We start from the raw sequence: 25,786 nt of genomic DNA, 5'->3' as shown, positions 1-25,786 counted from the left end.
GGGCTACTCCGGGCTGGCTTCGGAAGCTCCCTCGTGGGCTTGGTGTTGCTTGGCCGCCAGCGCATCGGCCTGGAGCGCGGCAAAATACTGCAGGCCAGCGCGGTTGGGGGCCGTATTGGGCCGTTCGTGGCGCGGGCGGGCGGGGGCTTCGCCCTCGGGCCGGGGCGGGCGAAGCGCCTGAATGGCATCAAGCGTAAAAGCATCTTCCACCCGAAACTCGCCGATGCGGGTACGCACCAGGCGCGTGAGGTGGGCGCCGCAGCCCAGGGCCACGCCCAGGTCGCGGGCCAGGCTGCGGATGTAGGTGCCTTTGGAGCACACCACCCGGAAATCAACTTCGGGCAGCGCAATGCGCGTGATTTCGAAGGTCTTGATTTCAACCGTTTTGGCCTTTATCTCAGCCTCCTGGCCGGTGCGGGCCAGTTCGTAGGCGCGCTTGCCGTCGATTTTCACAGCCGAGAAAATGGGCGGCGTCTGCTGGATAACGCCAGTGAACTGGGCGGTGGCGGCCGTTATCTGCTCGTTGGTGAGGTGAGCGTAGGGGCGGGCCATGTCCACGGCCGTTTCCAGGTCGAAGCTGGGCGTGGTTTCGCCGAGGCGGAAGGTGCCGGTATATTCCTTTTCCTGGGCCTGAATCTGGTCGATTTCCTTGGTTTTCTTGCCGGTGCAGAGGATGAGCAGGCCGGTAGCCAAGGGGTCGAGGGTGCCGGCGTGACCGATTTTCTTGATGCGCAGCGTGTTCTTCACCTTGCGCACCACATCGAAGGAAGTCCACGTCAGGGGTTTGTCGAGGAGCAGGACTTCCCCGGTTTCAAAGTCGAAATCGGCCAGATTTTTCGTCATTATACCAGATTTAAGGGCAGCTTCAACGCCAACATAATCAACAAAATACCGCCCGCAATGATGCGGTAGACACCAAAGGCCCGAAAGCCATACCGGGCCACAAAGCCCACGAACAGCCGGATGGCCAGCAGCGCCACCACAAATGCCACCACGTTGCCCAGCGCCAGCATCTTTAGTTCGGTACCCGAAAACAGTTGTGCCACGTCCACGCCCTGCGCTTTGGCATCCTTGTAATAATCGTAAATGTCTTTTACCGCTGCCGCCGCCATGGTGGGCATGGCTAGGAAAAAGGCAAACTCGGCGGCCGCCTTGCGCGTGAGCTTCTGGGTGAGGCCGCCGATGATGGTGGCTGCCGAGCGACTGGTGCCCGGCACCACGGCCAGACACTGGAACAGGCCGATAATCAGGGCTTCCTTGAAGCTGGGATTGGTGACGGGGTGGCCACCTTCCTGCGGGTCTTCCTGCGGAAACCAGCGGTCGATGAACAGCAGCACCACGCCGCCAATGACGAGCATCACGGCCACGGTGGTCACCGATTCGAGCAGCGCGTCGATGTGTTTTTTGAACAGCAGCCCCACCAGCACAATGGGCAGGAAAGCCACTAATAGTTTCAAATAGAAGTCAATACTCTGGAAAAAGCGCTTGTAGTACACCACAAACACCGACAGAATGGCGCCCAACTGAATAACCACCAGATAAAGCTTGAAGAACGGCGTGGGCGGAATGCCCAGCAGGGCCGAAGCAATAATCATGTGCCCGGTGCTGGAAACGGGCAAAAACTCGGTAATGCCCTCCACAATGGCGAGGAGCAGCGCGTGCCAATAGGTCATTGGTAGTGGTTAACGGTTAGTTATTAGTGGTTAATGATTGATGATTAAGGATATTGCCCTTAGCTATCAATCGTGAACCGCTAATAAGGGCGCTTATAAGCCGGGGCGGCAGTAGGGGCAGCCACAACGGGGGCCTCCGTGGTGAAAGCCGGCGTAACTGCGGGAGCGTCACCCACTGCTACCACCGATTTATCGCGCACCATGATGGCCGTAAATTCCACAATAAACCCGGCGATGAGCAGCAACGGCCCGAGCGTGATGCCCACGAAATCTTCGCCGTAGTTGGCCTTATCTCCAAACATCATGGTGATGAAGCCAGCGGCCAGCAGGGCCAGGCCCGCCCACATCAGGCGGTAGTTGCGGGGACCAAAGGCGAAGCGGAAGGCGGGTTTGGTGGGTTGCATATAGGGTTGTCAGTTATTCGTTGTCGGTTAGAAAGTCATGCTGAGCGGAGTCGAAACACAACGTTCTGAAGATGTTAATACAAGTCGTCGAGCGACATTTTGAGGTACTTATGCACGGCGCGGGCCGAGCTGAAAAAGCCGATAACCACGCCCAGCACGATGACGCCGAGCAGTAGCAGGCCGAGGCGCAGGTCGTCGCGCAACAGGCGCAGCGGCTCTACTTCGAGGTAGGCGTATTGCAGCAGCGCCACCAGAATCAGGGCGGCCAGTAGGCCACTGGCCAGGCCCTGCCACGTAGCCCGCCGCAAAAACGGCTGCTGGATAAAGAGCCGCGTCGCGCCCACCAGTTGCATGGACCGGATGAGAAACCGCTGCGAGAACAGCGCCAGCTTAATCGTATTATTAATCAGGATGACCACCACCAGCACCAGCACTGCTGCGAAACCCAACAGCACGAGGCTCACCCGCGTCAGGTTGTTGTTGATGCTGGCGAACAAATCCTGCGGGTACTGCACCTCAAACACGCCGCGCTGGGCCGAAATGCTGCGGTTGAGCTGGCCCAAGTGTGTGGTGTCAGTGAATTCGGGCTTGATTTTGAGCACGTAAGCATCGCGCAGCGGGTTGTCGCCGAGGAACTGGCGGAAATCCTCGCCGGTGCTTTGCAGCAGCTGGCGGGCGCCTTCTTCCTTGCTTACAAAGCGGATTTGGGGCTTGCCGTTGCGCTCGGCCACGAAGGGCTGCTGGCCCAGGTCTTGCTGCAGGCGCAGCAGCTCCGTTTCGGGCAGGTCGCGGTCGAGGTACACCTGCACCTCCAGGTTTTCGCGCACCACGTCGCTCAGCTTTTGGGCATGCACCAGCAGCAGGCCAAACAAACCAATCACCACCAAGGCCAGCGTAATGCTGAACACCACGAGCAAAGTAGGGTAGGAGCCGAGCTTTTTCTTGCGCGAATGGGAAGTGGTTGGGGCAGCCATATCCGGCAAAGGTAACGGAAGGGACAAGGAAAAAGAACGTTCTATAGATTCGTGCGCGGGTCGTCGTCCACGGTCATCACCTCCTTGCCTTCGCGGGCCTTCTGGGTGTTGCGCTCCTTCTTCTTGGGATTTTTGCGCGTGAACAGCTCGCCAAAAGTGTTGAACTGCTCGGTGTGTAGCAGCGACAGACCCGCCCGGGGCTGGTTGATGGTTTCCAGGTCGCGCGGGGTGGTTTCGTAGCGCAGCTTTGCCCGGAACTTGCCATCGGCCCGCAGGTAGTATTCTAGGCTGAGGTCGCCGAGCAGGGAGGCCTGGCCGGCGGTGTTGCCAGAGCCTACGGGCACAGTAGAGCCGGTGGTGCTATTCACGAGGTTGGAGTTGCTGGTGAAGCCGCCTTCCCGCGTCACACGCAAACGCCCGTTCAGGAACGAATAGCTGAGGCGCACTTGCAGGGCCTGCAGCTGCTCGGCAGTGATGCCGTTGATATTAAAATCGATTTCCAGGTTCTGGTCGATTTGCGAGGTGAGCAGGCCAAGCTGGGTACTCAGCACCTGGCCCAGGCTTTTGAAGGCGGTATTGTCCTGCCCCCGAATGGAAATGGTGTTGCCAAACGAGCCCGGTGGCGAAAGTTGCTTAAATACCAGCAGGCTGAAAACTTGGCGGTTGAGCTCCTGTTCATCGTTGCGCAGCGAGGTGGTGAAGGCGGCCAAATCGCCTTGCAGCGTGCCCGGCGTGTCGTTGAATTCCAGGTTGAGCTTGATGGCCGGCAGCAGCAGCGGCCCGGTCAGGTTCATCACGGCCGTCACGGGCACCACGGCCACGCTGCCCGACGAGCCCGAGCCCAGCACCGGGGCCAGCGAGGTGCGCTGCGTGTAAGTCGCCGTCACGTTCATCTCGCCGGCCAGCGGGTCGCCGTTCCAGGAAATGATGCCGCCAGGGCGTACTACAAACTCCTTATTAATCAGCCCTTGCAGCGTGAAGTTGTAAGCGCCCCGCACAATCTCCACCTGCCCGTACATATTGAATTCGCCGCGCGTATCGATGGCCATGCGCAACTGCCCAGCCGCCGAGCCGCGAATCACATCGCCCGTGCTTTCGTCGAGCAAAATCTCCACGTAAGCCTCCGGCGTGATGGTCAGGTTCATGTTGAGCTTGATGCCCGACAAATCCACTTTGTCCTGCGCGGCTATTGCCACAGCCTTTTTCGTGATGACGGTATCACCCACTGGGTTGTTGTTCACGAACTTAATGTAGCCGGCCTTCTCCGCTTTGGCGGCGTTATCGAGAGGCAGGCTCACGCGGGTGCCGGCCTCGCTGCTGGCCCGCACGGTCACGTCTAGGTCGTCGGTGGGACCGGTTACGCGGGCGGTGCCGGTGGCGTAGGCCGTACCGAAATACAACTCGTTGTCCTTGCGCGTGGTGTTGAGCACCTGCATCTTGCGGAAGTTGGCCGCAATGTCGAGGCTCATGTCCTTGAAGCCGTGGTGCGTCACGATGCCGTCTACGGTGCCGGTGTTGCCCAGCACGTCGCGCAGCTTGATGTTGCGAAACTCTATCGATTTGTTGGTGAAGCTGATGCGGTCTGCAAACGTGTAGGTCGTGCCCAGGTAGCCGAAGGTGAGGCGGCCATTGGTCACGTCCACGTAGCCGAGTAGGTTGGGCGCGTCAAACAGGCCCGTGAGGCGCAGCTCGCCCCGCCCGGTGCCGCCCAGGTTCTTGAACAATGACCCCAGAAACGGTTGCGCCAGCACAATGGGCGCATCGTTGAGCGTACCGGTGAGGTTGAACTGGTTGGTCTGGTCTTTCGGGGCGATGTCGCCCAGCACCGTCAGCACCGACTGGCCGGCGCGGGCCACGTCCATATTCACGCGCAGCTTGCCGGCGGCATTGTCCCAGTCGCCGCGCCCGGCCACCTGGCCAATCAGCGTGCCGTCATACTTCAGCGAGTCCACGCCCAGCGTGCTGCTGATGGCCAGCGGGCCGTACACGCCGCTCACGGTGCCCTGGGCATTTACGCGGCCCGAGAGGTTCTGGCCGGTCAGGCTTTTGAGCGTGGCCAGCTCGAAATCCTTGATTTGCAGCTGCAACGGCGGCTGGCTGGCATCGGGCGAGATAAATCCCTGCGCGCCCACAAACTGCTCCCCGTTGCTGAACGTCAGGTTTTTGATGTCGAATTCCTTGCCGTAGTTCGAAATCTTGACCGAGTTATTCTCCGCAATGGTCCAGTCCTTATCCAGCAGGTGCACATCGGACTTTCGAAAAATCACTTCCACCGCCCGGGCCAAAAAGCCCAGCGAGCCGTTGATGGTGGCCTTATTGGTGGTACCCGTCTGGGCCAGCGAGGTCGAGAAGTTGATGCGCTGCTGGTCCCACACGCCTTCTACAATGAACTTTTCGGTGCGACCCAGCCCCGGCAGTACCTGCCGGTCGCTCGTGATGCTGGCCTGGGCCAGGATATCGGGCTTGTAAGGCAGCTTCGAGGTGAGGAAGTCGAAGTTGTCGTTCACCGTACGCACCGGGCCGTAGCGTAGGCTGTCGAGGTGGCCGCCAAGCTGGAAAATCGACGTGGCCCCGTTCCGGAACGAGCCGTCGATGCGGCTGCCGTCGGCCACCCGCAAATCGGGCACAAACAGCGTCAGCACCGGGTTGGCCTTTTTCAGATTCAGCAGCAAATCAACCTGGTACACCGGTAGCGTGCGCTGGCGCTTGCGGCGGTAGTATTCGGCCGTGGCCGTGGGGTTGCTCTCAAAGTTGAGCCGGTACTCGGTGATGAGCGTCTGCACGTCGCGCACCACATCGGAGGTGTTGAAGGTGCCGGCCAGGCTGGCGTTCAGCGCTTCGGAGCGCAGCGTTACCCGACGCTGGTTGAGGCGGTTGCGGGTGCTCACCACGTCCAGTGTGTCGAGGTTGAGCTTGCGGCCTTCCAAGGTGAAGCGTGAGTGGCGCAGGTAAGCATAGCCGATGAGCGAATCGAGCTGCACGCCCTTGAAATGCACGTCGGCCGTGGTGCTCACGGTCAGCGGCTGGCTCAGCAAGCCCAGCGTGCGCAGGTTGGCGTAGTCAATTTTGGTCTTGACATCCACATTTTCGTGCTTGCGCTCCAGGTCGATGTGGCCGTCGGCTACCAGGCGCACGGCCGGGTCGTTCACGCTCGCGTGGCCGTTGAAATGCAGCGGCCGGAAGTCGCCATCAAACGCGATGTTGTGGTAGCGGTAGCCATTGAGCCAGATGGCCGGCACCGTGAGCTTGGCCTTGCCCTGCGCAAAGGCCGGCAAAAAGCCCGTGCCCGCCACGTGGCCGTTCAGCGTCACGTCCCTGATAATGCTTTCGTCGTCCAGAAACTTGCCGAGCTGGAAGGCGTTGGACCGCACCGTGCCCTCGTAAGTAGCATGCGTGAGGTCGGTTTTGGTCTTGAGGTTTACGTCCGTGGCCACAAAGCCCAGCGCTGTGTCGAAGGAGGCGTTGGCTACGAAGTCATCATAAAAACCCAGCATCTGGCCCTGCAGCTTCACGGTGCCCAGCTTCTGCACAAACTTATTGGCCGCCGCCGGTAGCCAGTGTTTCAGGTCGCCGGCCACCACCACCGACGGCAGCAGGCGCAGGTCGATGAAGCTCTCCTTGTAGTTGGGCAGGCCGTCGGCGTGGGCGCGCTTGGCCACAATGTGGGTGCCGCTACCGTAGCGCACGTCCAGGTCGTTCACCTTGAAGTCGCGCACGTAGCCCGAGGCATCGCCCGAAATGGCCACCGACTCGTGCATTTCGCTCAGTTGCGGGGCAAACTTGGCAATGTCATCCGAATAGACTTTCGAATTGCGCAGCCGCGCAATGGTCTTCATCGAGTCGTTATAGTCAGTGAAATTGCTGAACACCCGGAACTCAAACCGCACATAATCCTTGATTTGGCTGCGGCCCACGCGCAGGCTCAAATCCTTAAACTCCCAAAAGTGCGGCCCGTAAGTCATGTCCGCCGTGATTTCGCGGAGCGGCGTTCGCGAGGGCGTTTCTACGGCGTGCAACTGGCTGATGCGCATGCGCAGCGTGTCTTCGAGCCGGATTTTGGAGATATCGGCGTAGATGCTATCGACCAAAAGATGGTCGTAGTCGATGCTCTGGCCGTAGGTTTTGGCGTGGGGCACGTCGCCTTTTTCAATGGCGAAATGGCCATTGCGCAGCGCCACGGCGGCTATCTGAAAATCGAACGGAGCCGACTTGGTGGTGTCCTTCGATGGCCCAATCAGCCGTTTCACCGAAGCCATGAACTGGCTGAAGGTGGTCGAATCGGGCTGGCCGGGCAGGTTCTTCAGCTCAAACCGCGGCTCATTCAGCGTGAGCGTGGCAATGTGCAGGTGGCGCGGGTCAAACACCGAAAACAGCGCAATGTCCGCGTCGGCCCGCCCAATGCTGAACAACTCGCCACCGCGCCGGTCCTTCACGCTCACCGCATCGAGCAGCACCCGCGAAAACGGCCGGATATCTACTGAGCCGATGGTGACCTGCTGGCCCAGCTTCTTCGTCAGCACGTCGGCCGCCTCGTGCGCAATGCGGGTTTGCACGCTCGGAATGCGCAGCGCCACCAACGCCCCCACCACGGCCAATACCACCAGCAGCACGAGGCCCAGCAGTATTTTTAGCAGAATGGCGAAGAAACGACGCACCGGACCAGAGAGATGTGAATGCGAGAATCGCGGATTAATCCGCAAAGTTGCGGTTTTTTAGTCGTTGAAGACAACCGAAGGTCGGCTAAAAGACAACTATCACGCCAAGGGAACGGCCAATGCCCGGTCGGGGTTCAACTCCTTCGGCCGAACTTTGCGGGCGCGCTACCCCGACCAGCTGCACCGGGGCGGTTGGTTTTTTGCCGCGTCGCGCCCGTTTTCGTCATCAGCTACTCCGAACTTTATTCATGCCTGACCATCCCATCATCCTCGCCATCGAGTCGTCGTGCGACGACACCGGCGCGGCCGTCCTGGCCGGCGGCCAGCTGCTGAGCAACGTTGTGGCCACCCAGAAAGTCCACGAGCAATACGGCGGCGTGGTGCCCGAGCTGGCCTCGCGCGCCCACCAGCAGCACCTGCTGCCCGTCGTCACGGCCGCCCTCCGCGAAGCCGGCCTCACCAAAGCCGACCTCGACGCCGTGGCCGTGACCCAGGGCCCGGGCCTGCTCGGCTCCTTATTAGTAGGCGGCATGTTCGCCAAAACGTTAGCCCTGGCCCTCGACAAGCCGCTGCTGGCCGTGAACCACATGCGCGCCCACATTCTGGCCCATTTCCTGCGCGACCCCAAGCCCGAATTTCCCTTTCTCTGCCTCACCGTGAGTGGCGGCCATACGCAGCTGGTGGTGGTGAAGTCGGCCCTGGAAATGGACGTCATCGGCCAGACCATCGACGACGCCGCCGGCGAAGCCTTCGACAAAACCGCCAAACTCCTCGGCCTGCCGTACCCCGGCGGCCCGCACCTGGATAAGCTGGCCCGCCAGGGCAATCCGCAACGCTTTGCCTTCCCGGTGGGGGCCATGCCAGGCTACGATTTCTCTTTCAGCGGCCTGAAAACCTCGGTGATGTATTTCCTGAAAAAGGAAGCGGCCGCCAACCCCGATTTCGTGCAGGAAAACCTGCCCGACCTCTGCGCCAGCATCCAGCACACCATTGTGGCCACGCTGCTGCGCCAGCTCCGCCGCGCCGCCGCCGATACCGGCCTTACCCAAGTGGCGCTGGCCGGCGGCGTGGCCGCCAACTCCGGCCTGCGCACCGCGCTGGAGGTCGAAGCCGTAGCCCAGGGCTGGCAGGTGTTCATTCCGGAATTTCAGTTTTGCACCGATAACGCCGCCATGGTGGCTATGACCGCGCATTTCCAATACGAAGCCGGCGAATTTGCCGACCAGCTCACCAGCCCCAACCCGCGCCTGAAGCTCACGTAGGCGTAGCTTCGCGCCCCGTTCGCGGTGTAGCACCTGCTTTAGCTCGTGCCGCCAGAACAAAGCACCCGCTTACGTAAGGTGCTACAATTTATTACCAACATGTCCAAAGAAGCTAAACCTGTCATCATCAACATCAAAAACCGCCGCGCCAGCCACGAATACACCTTCCTGGCCAAGTACGACGCGGGCGTGATGCTGCAGGGCACCGAAATAAAAAGCATCCGCGAAGGCAACGTCAACCTCACCGACGGCTATTGCACCTTCGACCAGCGCGGCGACCTCTGGATTCACAGCATCCGCATCGCGCCTTATTCCCTGGGTACTTACAATAACCACGACGCCATGCGCGCCCGCAAGCTCCTGCTCAACAAGCGCGAGATCAAGCAGTTGGCCGGCAAAAGCGTGGACCAGGGCCTCACCATCATTCCCCTGCGCTTGTTCGTGACTGACCGTGGCTTCGCCAAAATCGAAATCGCCCTCGCCCAGGGCAAAAAGCTCTACGACAAGCGCAACGACCTCAAGGAAAAAGCCCAGAAGCGCGACATGGAGAGAATGTGATAAATATGAAGAATGTGGAAATGTGATAATTGAAGAGATTCATTTGAGGCAGCAGTAGCATCTTTGCAGTCTGTGAAAGCGTGAACAGAAATTAATTTCACATTTCCACATCACCCACATTCTCACATTATTTTGAATCCCGGCATCTGCGCGCTGAGCGCCGTCCCCGTCCGCGCCGAGCCCAACGACCGGGCCGAACTCGTTACCCAACTGCTTTTCGGCGAGTGCTACCACATTCTGGTGAAGCAGGAAAGCTGGCTGCAGGTCCAACTCGCTGCCGACGACTACGTGGGCTGGATTGATTTCAAGCAGCACACACCCGTTACGCCCGAGTATTACGCCGCCTGGCGCGCCCAGGACCACCCACGCGCCCTCGACGTGGTGCAGGCCGTGAGCGATGCCACCACCAAAATACCGCTCACCCTCGGCTGCCGCCTGCCATTCTTTGATGGCATGAATGTGCGCATCGGCGAGCGCGACTACTTCTACAACGGCACTGCCACCAATCCCACTGCCCCGCCCGACGCGGCCCGCCAAGCCCTGCTGCTGCGCAAAGTGGGTCTGCTGCACCTGAAAGCGCCCTACGTGTGGGGCGGCAAAAGCATCTTCGGCCTCGACTGCTCCGGCCTGTGCCAGCAGCTCTACGGCCTGGTCGGCATCCAGCTCCCGCGCGATGCCCGCCAGCAGATTGACCACGGCCGCCCCGTCCATTTCGTGGCCCAGGCCAAATTCGGCGACCTCGCCTTCTTCGACAATGCCGAAGGCCGCATCGTGCACGTGGGCATGGTCATGGACGAGGGCCAGATTCTGCACGCCCACGGCGAAGTCCGCCTCGACCCGCTCGACCACAACGGCATCTACAACCGCGACCGGCAGCGCTACAGCCACAAACTACGCCTGATAAAGCGCCTGTTGCCAGAGTAGAAGGGGAGGAGGCCGCCGGTCATTGCGAGTGAAGCGCAGCGGAACGCGGCAATCCGTCCTGTCAAAACCAGACATTTTCTTATACCAGAAAGCCCCGGCCCTGCGCAGTGCCGGGGCTTTCTGTTGGTGAAAAAGGCTTTGTCACATCACGAGGTTTGTCGCATTCTAGTAGGACGGATTGCCGCGTTCCGCTGCGCTTCACTCGCAATGACCGGCGGGCTGAACTTAACCCCATCACGCTTGTTTATCTGCTCAGAAACCGCTAGCTTTCGGCGGGTTATCCGAGCCCAAATGCGTGTATGGACCAAAAAGTGTTAGTGCTGAATGGCGACTATACCGCCATCACCCTGTGCAGCGTGCAGAAGGCGTTTGTGCTCCTGTTTCTCGACAAAGCTGAGATGGTAGCTAAGTCCGACGGCACCCTCCGAACGATTTCGCAAGCCTACCCCAAGCCGAGCATCATCCGCTTGCAGCGCTATGTGCGCGTGCCCTACAAAGGCATTGCCCTGAGCCGCCACAATATCTTTAAGCGTGACCATTTCGAGTGCCAATACTGCGGCTCGACCAAGAATCTCACGCTCGACCACGTTGTGCCCCGCTCGCGCGGCGGAGAATCTTCGTGGACCAACCTGCTCACGGCCTGTGCCCGCTGCAACCACGCAAAAGGCCACCACACGCCCAATGAAGCGGGTTTGGTCATTCGTCAACAGCCCAAAAAGCCTACCCTCGCGGGCTTCCTCCGCCTCTCGGCGGGCACCATCGACCAGAACTGGCACGCGTACCTGAATTAAGTTCAGCCGTATAGGGTTAGGAAGGGGTACCTTTGACATTCATTCCCCCCTTATCTTGCCCATGGCCCTCCCCAAGTTCGCTGCAACTCGCTCGTTTCATACCGAGCTCAAAACCCGTATAAATCACTATTTCGAGGAATCGGGGCAGCGAATGACAGGTGACTTTAGCCTCATTTTCAAGGGGGTGATATTGGTGAGCCTGATGGCTGCCCTCTACGTGCATCTGGTGTTTTTCACGCCGGCCTGGGGCTGGGCTCTGCTCGAATGCGCGCTGCTGGGCTGCGTCATCGCCGCCATTGGCTTCAACGTGATGCACGACGGTGCCCACGGCAGCTTCTCGCGCTTCGCCTGGGTCAACAAGCTGGCGGCCTACACGCTGGGCGTGCTTGGTGGCAGTCCCTATATGTGGAACTCCAAGCACAACCTTATCCACCATACCTATACCAACATTGAGGGCCACGACGACGACATCAACATCCAGCCCTGGATGCGCATGACGCCTGACCAGCCCAAGCACCCGCTGCACCGCTACCAGCACTTCTACTTCTGGGCGCTTTACTGCATGCTCTACACGTCCTGGATTTTTGCCATGGACTACCAGAAATACTTCTCCCGCCAAATTGGCGCCATCGGTCTCAAGCCAATGAACACCGGCGAGCACGTCAGTTTCTGGGGCTTTAAAGTGCTGAACCTCTTGCTCTACGTAGCCCTGCCCATCTACATGGTCGGCTTCCTGCCGTGGTTCGCCGGCTTTATGCTGAGCACCGCCGTAGCCGGCCTCGTGTTGAGCATGGTGTTCCAACTGGCCCACACCGTAGAGGACGCCGCTTTCCCCGTGCCTTGCTCCGTCACCCATAAGCTCGAAGACGAGTGGGCCATCCATCAGGTACGCACCACCGCCAACTTTGCTACCGATAACAAATTGGTTAGCTGGCTGGTAGGCGGCCTCAACTTCCAGATTGAGCATCACCTGTTCCCGAAAATATCGCACGTGCACTACCCCGCCATCAGCAAAATTGTGCAGCAGGTATGCAGCGAGTTCGATGTAACGTACAACAACTACGCCCGCACCCGCACTGCCATTGCCTCGCACGTCGGCTTCCTCCGTCAGATGGGCCGCGCAGCGTAGAGACGCAATATTTGCGTCTCGTCATTGAACGACAACAGAAGCACAAAAAAAGGCCCCGATACAATTGCGTCGGGGCCTTTTTCGCGCTTTTGAAAGCCTTATACTAACCAATAAAGGCTAGCAGGTCAGCCGTTAGTTTGTCCTTCTCAGTGAAGAAAAGGCCGTGCGGTGCACCTTCGTACACCTTTAACTCCGCGCCAGCCACCATTTTGGCCGTGCGATCGCCGCTCACCGGGAACGGCACGGTCTGGTCCTTGTCGCCGTGAATCACCAGCGTGGGCACGGTTATTTTTTTCAAGTCGTCACGGAAGTCGGTGCCTGAGAACGAGGTCACGCAGTCGTCCGTCGCGTTGGGGGCGGCCAGCGTGGTCACGGTCTGGTTCCAGTTCAGCACCGCCTGGCTCACCGGGTGGCTGATGAGGCTCTGGCCGTAGAAATCTTTGGCAAAGCCTTCCAAGAAGGCAAACCGGTCTTTCTTAATGCCGTCGTGCATCTGGTCGAACACCTTTTGCGGCACGCCGTCGGGGTTGTCGCCGGTTTGCAGCATGTAGGGCGTCACGGCGCTTACGAAGGCCACGCGGGCTACCCGCGCCTGTCCGTAGTTGCCGATGTAGCGGGCAATTTCGCCACCGCCCATCGAGAAGCCCACCAGCGTCACGCCGGTCAGGTTCAATTCGGTCAGCAGTGCATTCAGGTCCGAAGCCAGCGTGTCGTAATCATAGCCGCCCCACGGGCGCGACGAGCGGCCGAACCCGCGCCGGTCGTAGGCAATCACGCGCTTGCCGGCCTTGGCCAGCGCCACCGCCTGATGCTCCCACATGGTATGGTCGAGCGGCCAGCCGTGGATAAGCACTACCGGCGCACCCTGGCCCCAGTCTTCATAGAAAATATTGATTGGATTGCCAGCCGTGTCGTTGCCTGCTTTGATGTAAGCCATGAGGTAAAGGAGTTTTGGATGAATTGATACATTCTCCTTACGGGCGTGGCATTGTGCGGGGTTTGGCGGCGTGGTGTTAAGATTGTGGCTCTCGATACGTACGAATTGACACATAGGCGTCCTTTGTCAAGAAACGACCTACTCAAATCAAAGAATGAGATTCCCAACCATCAAGACTGACTTCTGGGAACTGCGCTCGGCTGAAGCATCCCATCTGAAAAGCCCGGAAGATTTCTGGATTCCACCACTGGCCGAACGTCAAAATGTAGAGCGGGGGCAGGCCGTTCGTCTGATATTCGATATTGAAGTAGAAAACGAGAATGGTGAATTGGAAATCAGCGGTGAAAGAATGTGGGTGTTGGTAAGCGAAAAGATTGGCGATGAATTTATCGGCGTGCTTGATAATCAGCCGGCCTGCTCTGAATTCGAAGACAACGTTTATCTATGCTTTGGGGCCGAGGTTCCATTTCGAGCCGAACACATTATTGACATTGATACCCCACCACAGGACTATGTAGAATGGCAGTTGGGCCTTCCGCTCGAACGAGTGTGGCCGCGCGAGTAGCGTAACCAAATTCAACTAGCAAAACCGCCTGAAAACCCGTACCTTTGCGGCCCCGCCAGGGTGGCGGGCCTTGCTGCACAACGGCAAGGTGTTCAATAAGAACCGCGAATTGGCCCGGGCACCGGCCTTCTCGTTTATCTAAGAGGTACCCAAAAGCTATTATGGCAGAATTGATTGATGATTTTGATTGGGACAACGTTGGAGCCACTGGCTTCGGCGGTAACTATTCTTCGGACCAGCGCGCTGAGATGGAGAAAATGTACGGCGACACGCTGACAACCGTACAGGAAGAAGAAGTAGTGAAGGGTACCGTAGTTGGCATCACCGACCGCGACGTAATCCTGAACATCGGCTTCAAATCAGATGGTCTGGTGTCCATTACCGAATTCCGCGACCTGCCCGACCTGAAAATCGGTGACGAGGTGGAGGTGTTCATCGAAGACCAGGAAGACATCAACGGCCAGCTCATCCTGAGCCGTAAGAAAGCTAAAATCAAGCAGGCCTGGAAGGCTATTTACGATGCCCTCGAGCTGGATACCATCCTCGAAGGTGTAGTGAAGCGTCGTACCAAAGGCGGCCTCATCATGGAGCTCGACGGCGTAGAAGCCTTCCTGCCCGGCTCGCAAATCGACGTGAAGCCCATCCGCGACTTCGACATTTATGTTGGCCGTCGCATGGAAGTGAAAGTTGTGAAAATCAACTCCGCTTTCGACAACGTGGTGGTTTCGCACAAAGTACTCATCGAGAAAGACCTCGAGAAGCAGCGTGAGGCTATCCTGAACAACCTGGAGAAAGGTCAGATTCTGGAAGGCAACATCAAGAACATGACCAACTTCGGCGTGTTCATCGACCTCGGCGGTGTCGACGGTCTGCTGCACATCACGGACATCTCGTGGGGCCGCATCGCTCACCCGAGCGAAGTGCTGACCCTGGACCAGAAGCTGAACATCGTGGTACTGGACTTCGACGAAGCCAAGAAGCGTATTTCGCTGGGCTTGAAGCAGCTGACGCCCCACCCGTGGGATTCGCTGCCGGCCGACCTGCAGCCGGGCTCCAAAGTATCGGGCCGCATCGTGAACGTGGCCGACTACGGCGCTTTCATGGAAGTGGTACCCGGTGTGGAAGGCCTCATCCACGTTTCGGAAATGAGCTGGAGCCAGCACCTGCGCAACCCGCAGGACTTCATCAAGCAGGGCGACACGGTAGAAGCGCAGATTCTGACGCTCGACCGCGAAGACCGCAAGATGAGCCTCGGCATCAAGCAACTGACCGAAGACCCGTGGACCCGTGGCGATTTCGCCGACAAGTACGCCGTGGGCACCAAGCACAGCGGCCTCGTGCGCAACCTGACCAACTTCGGCCTGTTCGTTGAACTGGAAGAAGGTGTGGACGGCCTCGTGCACGTTTCCGACCTGAGCTGGACCAAGAAAATCAAGCACCCATCGGAAATGGTGAAGGTGGGCGACAAGCTGGACGTAGTTGTTCTGGAACTGGACCTCGGCGCTCGTCGCCTGGCCCTGGGTCACAAGCAACTGGAAGAAAACCCCTGGGATACCTTCCAGACGGTGTTCACCCCCGGCTCGGTTCACAAGGCTACCATCACCGAGAAGTCGGAGCGTGGCGCTGTTCTCGAATTGCCTTACGGCATCGAGGGCTTCGCTTACCCCAAGTCGCTGGTGAAAGAAGATGGCACGACCGCTGAAAACGGTGAGTCGCTCGACTTCCGCGTAACGGAGTTCTCGAAGGATGACCGCCGCATCGTGCTCTCGCACACGGCTGTATTCAACAAGGAAGCCGCCGCTGAAGACGACAGCCGCAACAACAAGTTCAAGAAGAAAACCAACGCTAAAGCTGGCGAACCCCAGGGCGAAGGCAAAATCAGCGACTTGAAGAAAACGGAAGAGAAGTCGACCCTTGGTGACCTCGACGCGCTGAGCGCCCTGCGCGACCAGATGATGGGCAACGAGCGTAAGGCTGGTGAGCAGAAGCTCGCCGCCGCTGCCAAGGCTCCCAAGGCCGAAGCCGCTCCGAAAGCTGAGGCTGCTCCCGCCGCCGAAGCTGCTCCCGCTGCTGAAGAAGGTGGCCTGCTGGCCAGCATCACGGGTGCTGCCGCTGCTGCTATCGACACGGTGAAGCACGCCGCTTCGGACGCTGTTGATGCCGTGACGCACTCGGAGGCTTTCCACAAAGCTTCGGAAGTAGCCGGCGACCTGGTGGACAAGGCCAAAGGCCTGGTTGCCGGTGACGACGCTGCCGACAAAAAAGACGACGAAGCCAAAGCCTAACCGCCTAGCCTAGTTGCAGAAAGGAGCCCCGGCATTCGTGCCGGGGCTTTTTTTGTGCCAAAACCTTGCCCGGGCCAAACTGGCTGCCTACCTTTGCGCTCCCAAAAGACCACTACTGGTGACGTGACCGAGTGGCTAGGTAGAGGTCTGCAAAACCTCCTACGGCGGTTCGAATCCGCCCGTCACCTCTGATTATTGTTGCGAAAAGCCCCATTTGCCACCCGGCCGATGGGGCTTTTTTCGTGTGCAGCGGGCCGCGCGGCGGGTTTTGAGCGCATTATGCCTACATTTCGTAGCCAAGCTGGGCCATTGGCCGTACTTGCGCCTGAACCTCGTCTTTTACCACCCATCCCCTTATGAAGATTGTTGACCTCCGCACCATGCGCGGGCCGAGCTATTGGTCTGTAAAACACCACAAACTCATTGTTGCCAAAGTTGATTTGCAGGAGTTTGCCGGCCAGTGGTCGAATGCCGTGCCGGGCTTTGCCGGGCGGTTGATGAAGCTGTTTCCGAATATTGAAACCGTGCAGCCGGGCGGCATGAGCGGCAAGCAGGCCGCCAAGCACCAGCCCCTGACCCTGGAAGCGTTGAACGACGGCGAGCCGCTGGGCTACGTTATCCAGCACGTGGCGCTGGAATTGCAGCGGCAGGCCGCCATGCCGGTGTATTGGGGCAAAAGCTACCCGGCGCACGAAGAAGGGGTGGAGTACGTGGTATTCGCCTACCAGGAGGAGCGGGCCGGCCGCCGCGCCGCCGAAGCGGCCGTGGAAATCGTGGAAGCCGTGTGCAAAAAGGAAAAGGTGGACTTGAAGCCCATCATCACCGAGCTGCACGAAATTCGGGAAGACGAATTCTTCGGGCCGAGTACGTATAGCATTGTGGCCGAGGCTGCTTCGCGTAATATTCCTTACATCCAGCTCAAGAATAGCAGCATTATCCAGCTGGGCTACGGCGTGAACCAGCGCCGCATCTGGGCCACTACCACCAGCCTGACCTCGCACGCGGGCGTGGAAGTGGCCGGCAATAAGAACCGCACCAAGGCCATGCTCAATGACGCGGGCGTGCCCGTGCCGCGCGGCACCACCGTGTATTCGGAAGCGGGCCTGCGCGATGCCATTGACGAGCTGGGCTTCCCCATCGTGACCAAGCCGCTCGACGGCAACCACGGCAAGGGCGCCACCATTCGCATCATGAACTGGAAGGATGCTGCCGAGGGCCTGAAAGCCGCGCAGGTGTACTCGCGGGCCGTGATTGTGGAGCAGTTTATCGAGGGCTTCGATTTCCGCCTGCTGGTGGTGAATGGCAAGCTCATTGCCGCCGCTAAGCGCACCCCAGCCGCTGTGACGGGCGACGGTAAAAGCAGCATTCAGAAGCTGATTGATGAGGTGAATAAGGACCCGCGCCGGGGCATCGGCCACGAAAAGGTGCTCACCAGCATCAAGGCCGACAAGCACACGCTGGACATTCTCAAAGCCCGCAAGCTCAGCCTGAAATCGGTGCTGCCGGCCGGCGAGGAAATCTACCTGAAAAGCACGGCCAACATCAGCACCGGCGGCACTGCCACCGACGTGACCGACCAGATGCACCCCTACAATGTGCTGCTGGCTGAGCGCGTGGCCGGCATCGTGGGCCTTGATATCTGCGGAATTGACCTGATGGCCATGGATATTGCCGTGCCGCTGAATGAAAGCCGAGGTGCCGTGATTGAGGTGAATGCCGCGCCGGGCTTCCGGATGCACATTTCGCCCGCCGAGGGCCTGCCGCGCAACGTGGCCGCGCCCGTGGTGGACATGCTCTTCCCGCGTGGTAGCACGGCCCGCATTCCGATTATCGCCGTGACGGGCACCAACGGCAAGACGACCACCACGCGCCTTATTGCGCACCTAGTGGCCAGCAAGGGCTACAAAGTGGGCTTTACCACCACCGACGGCATCTACATACAAGGCGTGCAGCTGCAAAAGGGCGACTGCACCGGCGGCCAAAGCGCCGAGTTCGTGCTGAAAGACCCGACCGTGAACTACGCCGTGCTCGAAACCGCGCGCGGCGGCATGCTGCGCTCGGGCCTGGGCTTTCATAACTGTGACATTGCGGTGGTGACCAACGTGGCGGCCGACCACCTCGGCATGCGCGACATCTACACGGTGGAGGAAATGGCGGCCGTGAAAGGCGTGCTGCCCCGCACGGTGCGCAAAAATGGCTGGGCCGTCCTCAATGCCGACGACGACTTGGTGTATGCCATGGCCCGCACCGTAGACTGCCGCGTGGCGCTGTTCAGCATGGATGAAAAGAACCCGCGCATTCTGGAGCATGTGGAGGCCGGCGGCGTGGCGGCGGTGTACGAGGAAGGCTACGTCACCATTTACCGCAACAGCTACAAGCTGCGCATCGACCGGGCTGCCGAGTTTCCGGTGACGTTTGAGGGCCGCGCGGGCTTCAACATCGAGAACTGCCTGGCGGCGGGGCTGGCCGGCTACCTGGCTGGCTTTGAGAGCGACGACATCAAAACCGCCTTCCGCACCTTCGTGCCCTCGGCCACGAAAACGCCGGGCCGCATGAACGTTTACAAATTCCCCAAATTCGCCGTGGTGGTGGACTACGCCCACAACACGGCGGGCATTACCAAGTTTGCTGAGTTCATGGAGGCCACGCCGGCCACTCGCAAAATCGGCATCGTGTCGGGCCTCGGCGACCGCCGCGACGAGGACACGCTGGGCTTCGCCCGCATCGCGGGCCGCATTTTCGACGAAGTCATCCTGCGTCAGGACCGCGACCTGCGCGGCAAGTCGGCCGAGTTCCTCAAGGAAATCATGGAGCGCGGCCTGCGCCTTGATAAGCCCGACCTGAAAATCACCTACATCGAAAAGGAGTCCGACGCCATCGACCACGTCCTGAAAACGGCCCCGCAAGGCGCAGTCATCACCATGTTCGCGGAGAATATCTCGGCCACTATCGCCAAGCTGGACGAGTTCGAAAAGACGAGCGCGGCGGGCTAGGGGCTAGGACTACTGCTCATTGAAAAATAGGGTGTGGGGACTTTTTCCCACACCCTATTTTTGTATTATCCCATAATCAGCGTGTTGCGCTACTTCCTTTCCTCAATGCCTAAATTTTACTCTTTCTGTCTTCCTGCGGCGCTGGTTCGCATACTACTGGTCCTTTTCCTCTTGGCCTTGCGCCTGCCGGTGACGGCTCAGGCTCCGGCCTGGCAGTCGGCGCGGGCGGTGGCCACGGCTACGGCGGCCACAAACACTTACTCGACAGTATCGGCTACTGCCGTTGATGCGGCTGGTAATGTATTTCTGGCCGGGACTTTTATGAATACGGTAGTGCTGGGCAATACCTCGCTCACCAGCCTCGGAGGCTATGACGTTTTTGTAGCCAAGTTTAACCCCAACACCAACCAGTTCGTGTGGGCACAAAGAGCTGGTGGCACGGGCGATGATTTAGCTTACGCGCTGACGGTAAGCGGTATCAATGTGTACATAGCCGGGTCTTTTACCGGTTCCACAGCGGTATTTGGTGCGGCCACATTGGCCAATTCCGGTAATACAGGTTCATCCGATGTGTTTGTGGCCAAGCTTACCGATGCGGGCACCACAAGCAGCTTTGCGTGGGCGCAACAGGCTGGCGGCATTGCTGGCAACGACCAAGCGAGGGCACTGGCAGTGAGCGGCACCAGCGTATACGTGGCGGGGAGTTTTACAGGCCCCACGATGGGTTTCGACTCCATTACCCTGACCAATACCAGTACGGGTTTTGCCGATGCGTTCGTGGCTAGGTTGACGGATACGGGCAGCACGGCCAGCTTTGTGTGGGCGCAACAGGCCGGCGGCCCAGGTTTCGACGGTGCTGCGGCGCTGGCCGTGAGCGGCACCAATGTATACATGGCCGGTTACACCGGCTCCACAGCAAGTTTCGGTGCTACTACGCTGGTCAGTGTGGGCGCGTACGACGTGTTCGTGGCCAAGCTCATCGATACCGGCAGCACAAGCAATTTCGCGTGGGTGCAACGGGCCGGCGGCCCGGGCGATGATTTTGCCTACGCGCTGGCGGTGAGCGGCCCCAGTGTGTACGTGGCCGGTTCTTTCGCCGGTTCCACGGCGGGATTCGGTGCTGCCACCTTAACCAATTCAGACAATGCGGGCTCGTCCGATGTGTTTGTGGCTAAGCTCACAGATGCGGGCACCACGGGCGGCTTTGTATGGGCGCGAGGGGCTGGTGGCAGTTCCACAGACCAAGCTAGGGCGCTAGTTGTGAGCAGCAACAGCGTGTACGTGGCTGGGAGTTTTAATAGCCCTACAGCAAATTTTGCTTCCACCGCCCTGGCTTGTGCGGGCGCTAACGGCACTTCCGACGTGTTCTTGGCTAAAATCGACGACGCAGGCAGCACGGGCGACTTCTCTTGGGCTTATAGGGCGGGTGGTCTTTACGACGATGGAGCCAACGCACTGGCCATGAGCGGTACCAGCGTTTACATGGTTGGAGGTGTCCGCAGCCCCATAGCGGGCTTTGGCACTCTCACCTTCTCCAACCCGAACTCCACTTATCTCGGCTTCCTCGCCGCCCTCACCGACCCCACCCTGACGGCCACCACCCCCGGCCGCACGCTGGCCCCCACGCAGCTCTTCCCCAATCCCACCCACGGCGCGGCCACCCTGCGCCTGCCTGCCGGCACCGCCCCCGCGCCCCTCACCCTCACCGATGCGCTGGGCCAGGCCGTGCGCTGCTACCCCGCCCCGGTCAGCCCCGAGGCTACACTCGACCTGGAAGGGCTGCCCGCCGGCCTCTACTTGCTACGCGGGGCTGGCCCGGCTCAGCGCCTGGCGGTGGAGTAGGGAAGCTACTTTAGTTAGCAGTGTACAAAAAAAGCCGCTCGTTGGAGCGGCTTTTTTTGTACACTGCTAACTAAACGTTCAGGCTATTTCAATGTGAAGGTCGTTTTGCCCATTAGCTGGCCGCTTTCGTAGAGTTCTACCGTGTGCAGGCCCTTCTTGTACTCGGCTCCTTTGGCGTACACGAATTCCAGCTTCTGCTTGGTGTTGTCGTACACTACGTCTTGTTTCTGGGTGTAGAAAGCCTCCTGGCCGTCCACGGTGAAGGTGCCGCCGCCGGTGCTCAGGTTGTAGAGGGCCGCGCCATCGGGCTCCAGGATGCGCAGGTAGATGGCTTTGGTTTCCTTGGGCGACACGTCGTTGCGGGCCAGGTTGGCGGTGATTTTGATTTTCTCCACGCGCTTGGCCTTGAATTCCTCCTTGTCGTCGTCCTTCTCCTTGTTTTTGGAGGTGATGATGGCCACGTGAATGTTATCGGCCTGCAGGCGCGAGGCCACCGATACTTTCTCCGACAGCTCTTTGTTGCTGCGCACCACCGTGCTGATGGTATCAGACAGCTTGTTCTGTTTCTCCTTCAGCGTGGTGGTTTCGGTGTAGAGCGACTCGTTGTCCTTTTTCAGCTGGGCAATGTCGTCGTCTTTCTTACGCAGTTGGCTTTCCAGGTTCTGGGCGCGCTGCTTGAACAGGTTTTGCTGGGCGATGGAGAAGCTGCCGGCCTTGAAGGAGCGCAGCTTGAGCAGGTCAGCATTCACGCCGGCGATTTTGGCTTCGAGCGAGTCATTGCTCAGGCCCAGAGCTTGCAGCTCCTGGCTTTGGCGCTCAAAATCAGCCTTTAAAGCTTCGTATTGCTTGATTTGCTCCTGGAGCTTGCTGTCTTTGGCCTTTACTTCGGTGGTCAGCACTTCGTTTTGCTGGCCTTTCTGCTGGTTGAGGTAAAACAGAACGCCATTGATACCCAGGAGGACCAGCACGAGGGCTACCCAGAGGAGGACGCGGCTGTTATTGGAGCGGGGTTCGGGGGTTTCGTTAGGGTCCATGCGGGAATAGTTAAGCGAGAGAAGCGGAAAAAAATCAAGGTCCGTGCCGCAGTGCGCCGCGTACCTTTGGGCGTAAAAATAGGGGACTTTATTGCCCTGGCAAGTTTATTCTATACTTCGGCCTTATGGAAACGGTTTCTGCGAACTTCGATGCGGCCTACTGGCGAGCACGTTACGCCACCGGCCGCGACGGGTGGGATGCCCACACCATCACCCCGCCGTTGCGCGCCTATTTCGACCAGCTCGACGTGGCCGCGCAGCCGCGCATCCTCATCCCCGGGGCCGGCCGCGCCTACGAGGCCGAGTACCTCCACCAGCTGGGTTTCCGGCAGGTGTTCGTGGCCGATATTGCCCCGGAAGCGCTGGATGCCCTGGCCACCCGCGTCCCCGATTTTCCCCGGGAACACCTGCTGCTGGCCGACTTCTTTGCCCTGCCCAACGACCTCGCCTACGATTTAATTGTGGAACAGACGTTTTTCTGCGCCCTCAATCCCGCGCTGCGCCCGGCTTATGCCCGGCAATGCGCCCACCTGCTGCGGCCCGGCGGCACGCTTATGGGGCTGTTGTTCGATACCGACTTCGGTCCCATGCAGGAGCCGCCATTTGGCGGCAGCCGCGAGGAATACCAAGCCTATTTCGCGCCGTACTTTGAATTTCGGCATTTCGAAACCGCTACCAATTCGCTCAAGCCCCGGCAGGGGCGGGAACTGTTCATTTGTTTGAAGAGAAAAGTGGGGCTGGATGCTTAAGGTTTCGCAAAGGCTTGCCGGATTTTTGGCCAATACAGTTATGGTGGCTCAGGCGCTGGCTGCGTTGTTCTTTGGCTATTTGTGGGCGACGAGAAGAAATCAGGTCCAGCCAGCGGGAAACCACGTGCCGGACGCAAATCATCTGTACACCGACGATACGATAACGGCCTACGCTGCCCTGGCAATAGCCAGTATTGTACTGGTTGTGTTTCAATATTTCATCCGTAAATCTCCACGGCTGATGCGTTTGTTTGCAGAATAAGAAGTAGGCGCTACTCTCGTTTCCGGCTTGTTGCCCTTACCAGCCCTGTTCCTGATACTTATCATTCCCTTCTAACTACTATCCCATGCTTCAAGCCCTCGCCAACACCATCCCGCACTTCCGCCACACCAATTCCGGCCAGTTTTTCCTCATGGCCGGCCCCTGCGTCATCGAAGGCGAGGACATGGCCCTGCGCATCGCCGAGCGCATCAAGCACATGACGGATAAGCTGCAGATTCCCTACATCTTCAAGGGTTCGTATCGCAAGGCCAACCGCTCGCGGCTGGACTCGTTCACCGGTATCGGCGACGAAACGGCGCTGCGCATTCTGCAAAAAGTGGGGCGTGAAATTGGCGTGCCCACGGTGACGGACATCCATGAATCGACCGAAGCCGCACTGGCGGCGGAGTACGTGGACGTGCTGCAAATCCCAGCCTTCCTGTGTCGGCAGACCGATTTGCTGGTAGCCGCCGCCCAAACCGGCAAAGTCGTCAACATCAAAAAAGGCCAGTTCCTGAGCGGGGAGGCCATGAAATGGGCTGTGGACAAGGTGCGCCAGGCCGGCAATCCCAACGTTATTCTCACCGAGCGCGGCAACTCCTTCGGCTACTCCGAGCTGGTGGTCGATTTCCGCAACCTGCCCACCATGCGCCGCTTCGAAGTGCCTGTGGTGATGGACGTGACGCACTCGCTGCAACAGCCCAACCAGGCCAGCGGCGTTACCGGCGGCCAGCCCGCCCTCATCGAAACCATTGCCAAAGCCGCCATTGCCGTGGGAGCCGATGGACTGTTCATCGAAACCCACCCCACGCCCGCCACGGCCCTGTCCGACGGTGCCAACATGCTGCCGCTCGACCAGCTCGAAGCGCTGCTGGTGAAGCTAACGCGGGTGCGCGATGCCCTGCGCCCAATGCCTGGCATCGACCCGCAAGGCCTGCAAGCTTAGTACTATACGTGTCGGGCCATGACCGAATTTCGGCTGTATAAATCCCGTTGGAAAGCCCTGAAATTGCTGCTGGGCTGCGCCGCATTTGTCGGGCTGGGCTGCTTTATGCTGGGCCAGGCCGATGCTCCGCGGTTGGTGGCCTGGCCCAGTATTGTGTTTTTCGGTCTCGGTATTCCGGTTAGCATGTTCCAGCTGCTCGACCGTCGCCCGCAGATAATCGTAAATGAATTTGGGGTGTTTGACCGCACCACGCACCACGAATTCATCAACTGGGAAATTATCCGGGACCTTTACCTGGTCGAGACGAATGGACAGCCATTCATTTGCCTGGTGGTCGATGAGACCTTTGAGCCTTCCCGCCGCAAAGGCAAATTCAAGCAAAATTTGGCCAGCCTGAGCAAGGGCATGGGCTTTCAGGAATTGAATATCTCACTGGGCTTCGTGCAGGTTGATGCCATGCGTTTTGCCGAATTCATCCTGGCCATGCGGGGCGCCGCGCCTGCCGAGCGGCCGGCAATGGTTCAGAAAACCATTGCCAATTGGTAACGACTGCCGGAACTACGACCGCAGCCAAAAATGCTGCTTGGGCTGGTTCTTCCGAAAAAAGACTAGCCCGATGTAGAACAAATCCACCGTCACCGTCACATCGGGGTGGATTTTGATGGCTTCCCAGGCCCGTTCCATTTCCTCGGACCAGTGGATATCATCAAAAACAAACACCGATTCATCGGTGCGGTGGGCCAGGCACTGCTCGAAATAGCGTAGCGTCGGCTCGTAGCGGTGGTTGCCGTCGAAAAAGGCAAAATCGACCGGCTCGGGTAGGGCCGCCAGGGTAGGAGCAAGGGTGTCGTCAATGTTGCCCTCCACGATGCGCACATTGCTGATACTGAGGGCCGCAAAAGTTTCGCGGGCCATGCCGGCCACATTGGGGCAGCCCTCGAAGGTTGTGACGTGGTGGCGCGAGTCGGCCGCAGCCAGGTAGGCCGTGGTAAGTCCCAGGGAAGTGCCCAGCTCCAGAATGGTGGCCGGCCGGAAGTAATTAACCAGCCGGAACAGGAGCTGCGCCAGGTGCGGTGGCTTGGCCGCCGTGCGGGCAATGTCGGCCACGCGGCGCTGCCGGCCCGCACCGGTGTGCGAACCCGCCCCCAAATCCGTCACGCTGATGCTGGCCGGGCTGTTGAGTAGTTGCTTGCGCCGCGCCTCCACAGCCGCGTAGGCTCGGTAGAAGCCCGTGTGCCGCACGGCCGAAGTGTAGAGGCCGAACACAAACGGCGAGTGCAGCCCGTGGGCATTGCCCGAACGAAGCCAGAAGCGGAGGTAAGCGAGAAGCTGAAACAAGAAGCGGACGAACAATGCGAGCCGCAAAGGTCGCACCGCCGTCCGCTTTTTAGGATATAGAAGGAGGCTTGTTAATTCAAGCGGTATGGCACCATAAGCGTGAATTCCGGGATTTCGACCGTGAATTCCTGGCCGTTGGCCAGACGCTCCATGAGGTAGGTGCCGCACATTTTGCCCACTCCCGATTTCAGGTTGCAGCCGCTCACGTACTGGTGAGCCTCGCCGGGCTCCAGCACCGGCTGGCGGCCTACCACGCCTTCGCCTTCCACTTCGCGCACTACGCCGTTGGCGTCGTGAATGTGCCAGTGTCGTCGCAACAGCTTCACGGTGAACTCGCTGTTGTTGCGAATGTCGATTTTATAGGCGAATACGAAATGCTCCTGGCCGGGGCTGGAGTAGTCGGGCAGGTAATTGGTCGTAACCGAAACGGTGACGCCTTGCGTAGTGGTGGTGGGCATAGTCGGC

22 protein-coding genes and 1 tRNA gene are annotated in these 25,786 nt (G+C 59.4%); 14 read left to right on the top strand and 9 right to left on the bottom strand.

Features of this window, described 5'->3' with window-relative positions:
* Positions 1–3 precede the first annotated feature (3 nt).
* From truB to ACYVM5_RS01425, 5 genes are all read right to left on the bottom strand, one after another.
* Positions 4–843 carry a tRNA pseudouridine synthase B gene (truB, locus tag ACYVM5_RS01445; RefSeq protein ID WP_460616400.1) on the bottom strand — a complete coding sequence of 280 codons (840 nt, stop codon included), beginning with the start codon at positions 841–843 and terminating at the stop codon, positions 4–6.
* On the bottom strand, positions 843–1,673 hold the full coding sequence (locus ACYVM5_RS01440; protein ID WP_460616399.1) for an undecaprenyl-diphosphate phosphatase: 831 nt from the start codon (positions 1,671–1,673) through the stop codon (positions 843–845). Before ACYVM5_RS01440 ends, truB begins: the two co-directional genes overlap by 1 nt.
* A gap of 80 nt (positions 1,674–1,753) precedes the next feature.
* Positions 1,754–2,077: a DUF3098 domain-containing protein gene (locus tag ACYVM5_RS01435; RefSeq protein WP_460616398.1), complete on the bottom strand. Its 324-nt coding sequence runs from the start codon at positions 2,075–2,077 to the stop codon at positions 1,754–1,756.
* A gap of 74 nt (positions 2,078–2,151) precedes the next feature.
* Positions 2,152–3,051 carry a cell division protein FtsX gene (locus tag ACYVM5_RS01430; RefSeq protein WP_460616397.1) on the bottom strand — a complete coding sequence of 300 codons (900 nt, stop codon included), beginning with the start codon at positions 3,049–3,051 and terminating at the stop codon, positions 2,152–2,154.
* A gap of 41 nt (positions 3,052–3,092) precedes the next feature.
* Positions 3,093–7,706 (bottom strand): translocation/assembly module TamB domain-containing protein, encoded by a 4,614-nt coding sequence (locus tag ACYVM5_RS01425; RefSeq protein WP_460616396.1) that lies wholly within the window; start codon positions 7,704–7,706, stop codon positions 3,093–3,095.
* A gap of 248 nt (positions 7,707–7,954) precedes the next feature.
* On the opposite strand from ACYVM5_RS01425, the gene tsaD reads away from it, so the two are divergent.
* From tsaD to ACYVM5_RS01400, 5 genes are all read left to right on the top strand, one after another.
* Positions 7,955–8,968: a tRNA (adenosine(37)-N6)-threonylcarbamoyltransferase complex transferase subunit TsaD gene (tsaD, locus tag ACYVM5_RS01420; RefSeq protein ID WP_460616394.1), complete on the top strand. Its 1,014-nt coding sequence runs from the start codon at positions 7,955–7,957 to the stop codon at positions 8,966–8,968.
* 99 nt (positions 8,969–9,067) lie between these two features.
* The gene (gene smpB / locus ACYVM5_RS01415; protein WP_460616393.1) at positions 9,068–9,526 is read left to right on the top strand and encodes an SsrA-binding protein; all 459 of its coding nucleotides are present in this window, start codon (positions 9,068–9,070) and stop codon (positions 9,524–9,526) included.
* Between the two features lie 132 nt (positions 9,527–9,658).
* The gene (locus tag ACYVM5_RS01410; RefSeq protein ID WP_211531917.1) at positions 9,659–10,450 is read left to right on the top strand and encodes a C40 family peptidase; all 792 of its coding nucleotides are present in this window, start codon (positions 9,659–9,661) and stop codon (positions 10,448–10,450) included.
* Between the two features lie 299 nt (positions 10,451–10,749).
* Positions 10,750–11,241, top strand: coding sequence for an HNH endonuclease (locus ACYVM5_RS01405; protein WP_460616392.1), 492 nt, complete (start codon positions 10,750–10,752; stop codon positions 11,239–11,241).
* 61 nt (positions 11,242–11,302) lie between these two features.
* Complete coding sequence (locus ACYVM5_RS01400; RefSeq protein ID WP_460616391.1) at positions 11,303–12,370, top strand: fatty acid desaturase family protein; 1,068 nt, start codon at positions 11,303–11,305, stop codon at positions 12,368–12,370.
* Between the two features lie 103 nt (positions 12,371–12,473).
* On the opposite strand, the gene ACYVM5_RS01395 is transcribed toward ACYVM5_RS01400, so the two are convergent.
* Positions 12,474–13,307 carry an alpha/beta fold hydrolase gene (locus ACYVM5_RS01395; protein ID WP_460616390.1) on the bottom strand — a complete coding sequence of 278 codons (834 nt, stop codon included), beginning with the start codon at positions 13,305–13,307 and terminating at the stop codon, positions 12,474–12,476.
* 154 nt (positions 13,308–13,461) lie between these two features.
* Here ACYVM5_RS01395 and ACYVM5_RS01390 point away from each other — a divergent pair, with 154 nt between their 5' ends.
* The 5 genes from ACYVM5_RS01390 (at position 13,462) to ACYVM5_RS01370 (ending at position 20,992) form a co-directional block, all read left to right on the top strand.
* Positions 13,462–13,872, top strand: coding sequence for a hypothetical protein (locus ACYVM5_RS01390; RefSeq protein WP_460616389.1), 411 nt, complete (start codon positions 13,462–13,464; stop codon positions 13,870–13,872).
* Positions 13,873–14,033: 161 nt separating this feature from the next.
* Positions 14,034–16,157: a 30S ribosomal protein S1 gene (gene rpsA / locus ACYVM5_RS01385; protein WP_460616388.1), complete on the top strand. Its 2,124-nt coding sequence runs from the start codon at positions 14,034–14,036 to the stop codon at positions 16,155–16,157.
* Positions 16,158–16,274: 117 nt separating this feature from the next.
* Positions 16,275–16,345 (top strand) — tRNA-Cys (locus ACYVM5_RS01380).
* 168 nt (positions 16,346–16,513) lie between these two features.
* Positions 16,514–19,150, top strand: coding sequence for a cyanophycin synthetase (cphA, locus tag ACYVM5_RS01375; protein ID WP_460616387.1), 2,637 nt, complete (start codon positions 16,514–16,516; stop codon positions 19,148–19,150).
* Positions 19,151–19,321: 171 nt separating this feature from the next.
* Positions 19,322–20,992: a T9SS type A sorting domain-containing protein gene (locus tag ACYVM5_RS01370; protein WP_460616386.1), complete on the top strand. Its 1,671-nt coding sequence runs from the start codon at positions 19,322–19,324 to the stop codon at positions 20,990–20,992.
* 83 nt (positions 20,993–21,075) lie between these two features.
* Here the strand turns inward: ACYVM5_RS01370 and ACYVM5_RS01365 are convergent, their stop codons facing one another.
* Positions 21,076–22,026, bottom strand: coding sequence for a hypothetical protein (locus tag ACYVM5_RS01365; protein ID WP_460616385.1), 951 nt, complete (start codon positions 22,024–22,026; stop codon positions 21,076–21,078).
* A 125-nt stretch (positions 22,027–22,151) separates the two neighbouring features.
* Here ACYVM5_RS01365 and ACYVM5_RS01360 point away from each other — a divergent pair, with 125 nt between their 5' ends.
* From ACYVM5_RS01360 to ACYVM5_RS01345, 4 genes are all read left to right on the top strand, one after another.
* On the top strand, positions 22,152–22,775 hold the full coding sequence (locus ACYVM5_RS01360; protein ID WP_460616384.1) for a class I SAM-dependent methyltransferase: 624 nt from the start codon (positions 22,152–22,154) through the stop codon (positions 22,773–22,775).
* A gap of 25 nt (positions 22,776–22,800) precedes the next feature.
* Positions 22,801–23,037: a hypothetical protein gene (locus ACYVM5_RS01355; RefSeq protein WP_460616383.1), complete on the top strand. Its 237-nt coding sequence runs from the start codon at positions 22,801–22,803 to the stop codon at positions 23,035–23,037.
* Between the two features lie 85 nt (positions 23,038–23,122).
* Positions 23,123–23,983: a 3-deoxy-8-phosphooctulonate synthase gene (gene kdsA / locus ACYVM5_RS01350; RefSeq protein WP_460616382.1), complete on the top strand. Its 861-nt coding sequence runs from the start codon at positions 23,123–23,125 to the stop codon at positions 23,981–23,983.
* Positions 23,984–24,001: 18 nt separating this feature from the next.
* Positions 24,002–24,529, top strand: a complete 528-nt coding sequence (locus ACYVM5_RS01345) for an STM3941 family protein (protein WP_460616381.1) — start codon at positions 24,002–24,004, stop codon at positions 24,527–24,529.
* Between the two features lie 12 nt (positions 24,530–24,541).
* Here the strand turns inward: ACYVM5_RS01345 and ACYVM5_RS01340 are convergent, their stop codons facing one another.
* Positions 24,542–25,321, bottom strand: a complete 780-nt coding sequence (locus tag ACYVM5_RS01340) for an O-methyltransferase (protein WP_460616380.1) — start codon at positions 25,319–25,321, stop codon at positions 24,542–24,544.
* A 71-nt stretch (positions 25,322–25,392) separates the two neighbouring features.
* Positions 25,393–25,779 (bottom strand): Co2+/Mg2+ efflux protein ApaG, encoded by a 387-nt coding sequence (gene apaG / locus ACYVM5_RS01335; protein WP_198067932.1) that lies wholly within the window; start codon positions 25,777–25,779, stop codon positions 25,393–25,395.
* Between the last annotated feature and the right edge of the window lie 7 nt (positions 25,780–25,786).

This window comes from Hymenobacter ruber, from assembly GCF_054783255.1.
This window is presented reverse-complemented; position numbering and strand designations above follow the sequence as displayed.